Origin of the sequence: Kineosporia sp. A_224 (assembly GCF_002198655.1) — a bacterium.
Classification (GTDB): Bacteria; Actinomycetota; Actinomycetes; order Actinomycetales; family Kineosporiaceae; genus R-H-3.
Genome location: NZ_MWLN01000009.1, coordinates 1 through 3,446, shown reverse-complemented (window position 1 = coordinate 3,446; position 3,446 = coordinate 1). Strand labels below are relative to the sequence as shown.

Here is a 3,446-nt window from a genome sequence, read left to right as displayed (position 1 = left end):
CGTCGCCCCGGTCCCCACGGCGCCCGTGCCCACCGCGCCGGTCACGTACGCCCCGGCCGGCTACGCCCCCGTGCCACCGACGAGCGCCGCTCCGCCCCCGGCCACCGGCCCGTTGCCGTCCCGTCGCACCGTGAGCCGCAGCGGCGCCAAGGTCTCGGCCGGCGGCCGCGCCCAGGAGGTCCTCGACCGCGCGGTCACCGCGGCCGGCCCGCTCCTGGAGCGGCTGCGCGGTGTGCCGCCGGTGATCCTCGTCGCGGCCGCCGCGTTCGGGGTCGGGGTCGTCATCGTCCTCGTGTCGCTGCTGACGTTCGGCGGCGGGGACGACGCCGAGGCCGGCACCGGGGCCGGTTCCTCCGCCCGGCCGTCCGCCGCGGCCAAGCCGGCGCCGGTCGACCTGTCCACGGTGACCGCCGAGGCCTCCAGCGAGCAGGGCGCCGAGGGCAGCACGACCTACGGCGCGGACAACACCCTCGACGGCAAGCTCGCGACGGCCTGGAACAGCGACGGCAAGGCCGACGGCGCCGGGCCGGGCATGACGCTGACGTACACCTTCGACGCACCGGTCGACCTGCGCTCGGTGAGCCTGACGAACGGCTACCAGAAGGTCATCAAGTCCAAAGGCAAGAACCGGGACCTCTACACGGCGAACTCGCGGGTCAAGCAGGTCAAGGTCGTCACCGACGCCGGCGAGTGGACCTGGACGCTCCAGGACGCCCGCGCCCCGCAGACGCTCCGCAAGGAGTTCGGGCCGACCAAGACCGTGACCCTCGAGATCGTCAGCGTCTACAAGGGCGCCCTGTACAAGGACACCGCGATCTCCGAGGTGGCCTTCACCGCCGTCAGCTGAGCGCCGACGCCTGCGCCGTCAGCTCTCCGGCGGCGTCCAGACGTCCGTCCGCGTCATCCCGCCGGCGCGGCCCTTGCCCGCGATGACGAGCGCCATCTTGCGGCTCGCCTCGTCGATCATCTCGTCGCCGAGCATCGCCGCACCCCGCGCGCCACCGGCGGCCGAGGTGAACCAGCCGTACGCGTCGAGGATGTTCTCCGCGTGGTCGTAGTCCTCCTGCCGCGGGTTGAACACCTCGTTCGCCGCGTCGATCTGCCCCGGGTGCAGCACCCACTTGCCGTCGAAGCCCAGCGCCGCGGAACGGCCCGCCACCCGGCGGAACCCGTCGACGTCCTTGATCGCCAGGTACGGGCCGTCGACGGCCTGCTTGTCGTTGGCCCGGGCCGCCATGAGGATCGACATGAGGATGTGGTGGTACGCGTCCCCGACGTCGTACCCCGGCGGCTGCTCCCCGACGACGAGCGACTTCATGTTGATCGACGCCATGAAGTCCGCCGGCCCGAAGATGATCGTCTCCACCCGCGGCGACGCCTTCGCGATCGCGTCCACCGCGATGAGACCGCGCGCGTTCTCGATCTGCGCCTCGATGCCGATCCGGCCGACCTCGTAGCCCATCGTCGTCTCGATCTGCGTCAGCAGCAGGTCCAGCGCGACGACCTGCTCGGCCGACTGCACCTTCGGCAGCATGAGCGCGTCGAGGTTCGCGCCCGCACCCTCGACGACCTCGACGACGTCTCGGTACGTCCAGTGCGTCGTCCAGTCGTTGACCCGCACGACCCGGATCCGGTCGCCCCAGCCACCCTCGTTGAGCGAGGCGACGATCGTCTTGCGCGCGTCCGGCTTCGCCAGCGGCGCGCACGCGTCCTCGAGGTCCAGGAACACCTGGTCCACCGGCAGCGTCCGGGCCTTGTCGATCATCTTCTGGCTCGACCCGGGCACCGCCAGGTTCGACCGGCGCGGACGCACCGGCCTCGTGCCGGGCGCGGTCGTCGGGGTCGTCGTCATCGTCGCTCCTCCTAGGTCGGGCTCCTGCGGACGCTACCCGCAGGTCGGCGGACGGTCACCGCACCTGCACGTGACGTGGTTCACCCGGACGTCACACGACACCCTGCGCGTCGACGAACGCCTCCGCCCGCGCCCTGCCCTGGGCCCGGACGACGATCGCGAGACCGACGAGCACGAGGACGGCGCCGGGCACGACGCCCAGCGGCGGCACCTGCGCCAGCCAGGCCCAGGCGACGAGGCTCGCGCCGGGGATCTCCAGGAGGATCGCGAGGGACAGCGGGGTCGCACCGACGACGGGCACGGCGACATTGAGCAGCGTGTGCCCGAGGATCTGGGCCGCGACGGTGAGCACGAGGAGCTCGACCCAGGTCCGCGGGGCGTAGCCCCCGAGCCGGATCCCCGCGAGCAGGCAGGCCGGCCCGACGAGCAGGGCCGTCGTCCCGTAGGCGACGAGCGTGTAGACCCCGGTGGACGTCGTCCGCCGCACCGACTCCCCGACGAGCGTGTACGCCGCACCGGCCATCCCGCCGCCGAGCGCCAGGAGGTCACCGAGGAGCGCCGTCGGCGAGGTCCCGGCGTCGACGCCGGTCATGACGAGCACCCCGGCGAACGCGAGGGTCACCCCGACGACGACACCGAACGGCACCCGCTCGCCACGCAGCCGCTGCCACGCGACGGTCCACACCGGGCCGGTGACGACGAGCGCCGTCGAGACGGTGACCGTCGTGAGCCGCAGGCTCGGCAGCCACAGCACGAAGTGCGCCGTGAGGAAGAGCCCGGAGAGCATGCACCGCCGCCACGTCGCCGCCGGCAGCGCGGCGAGCTCGCGGCGGCTCGTCGCGGCGACGACGGGTGCGGTGGCGAGGGCGCCGAAGGCGGCGCGCCAGAACGCGACCGCGAGCGCCGGCGCAGCCGTCGCGCTGCCGATGGGGGCGGCGAGCGAGACCCCGAGGACGGCGACCGTGACGAGCACCCAGGCCCGCGCCCTCGACGGCAACCGCCGCTGCTCGACCACCAGCGCACTCTTCCATGCCCGGCGGGACCCCGATGTGGCAGGCTGCCCGCGTGGGCACCTCCGACCCGGGCACCGGCTTCTTCGGCGACCGCCGCGTCACGGCGGTCGTCCCGGCACTGCCGGACGCCGCGGACCTCAGCCCCGAGCAGGCCGCCCTCGTCGCCGAGGCGTGCACGAAGAGCGGCCTGGTCTGGGTGCGACCGCACGACCTGGACCGCGCGGTCGCCGCCTGGCACGTCTGGCACGAAGGAGCCGTCCACCTGATCTCCGGCGTCGACGAGCAGTACCTGCCGCTGCTCCAGGGCGTCGTCGAGGTGACCGTGCCGAGCAAGGACACCGGCGCCCGGCTGCTCGTCGTCCTCGCCCGGGCCGACCTGCTGCCCGTCCGCTCGCCCGAGTGGGAGGCCGCCACCGACGTCCTCGCGGCCAAGCGGCTCAACGCGCTCGACCCGGCCACGCAGCGCGAGCGCTGGGCCGCGGGCACGGTCGTCACCCGGCTCACGCCGGTCCACCTCGTCACGGCCGGCGCGGGGGCGGACGACGCCCCCTCCGGCGCCGCCCGTGACGAGGTGGACCGGC

The 3,446-nt window shown here is 74.0% G+C and carries 3 protein-coding genes and 1 pseudogene; 2 read left to right on the top strand and 2 right to left on the bottom strand.

The features are described 5' to 3' along the window. Positions 1-847: pseudogene (locus EDJALFJO_RS00200) on the top strand (hypothetical protein); the annotation flags it as partial. An 18-nt stretch (positions 848-865) separates the two neighbouring features. On the opposite strand, the gene EDJALFJO_RS00195 reads toward EDJALFJO_RS00200, so the two are convergent. Beyond that, positions 866-1,852, bottom strand: coding sequence for a CoA ester lyase (locus EDJALFJO_RS00195; RefSeq protein WP_088281014.1), 987 nt, complete (start codon positions 1,850-1,852; stop codon positions 866-868). A 91-nt stretch (positions 1,853-1,943) separates the two neighbouring features. Continuing rightward, positions 1,944-2,867, bottom strand: a complete 924-nt coding sequence (locus EDJALFJO_RS00190) for a DMT family transporter (RefSeq protein ID WP_143448192.1) — start codon at positions 2,865-2,867, stop codon at positions 1,944-1,946. Between the two features lie 50 nt (positions 2,868-2,917). On the opposite strand from EDJALFJO_RS00190, the gene EDJALFJO_RS00185 reads away from it, so the two are divergent. Beyond that, positions 2,918-3,446, top strand: a 529-nt coding sequence (locus tag EDJALFJO_RS00185; protein WP_143448191.1) for a hypothetical protein, incomplete at its 3' end; no start/stop codon positions are given.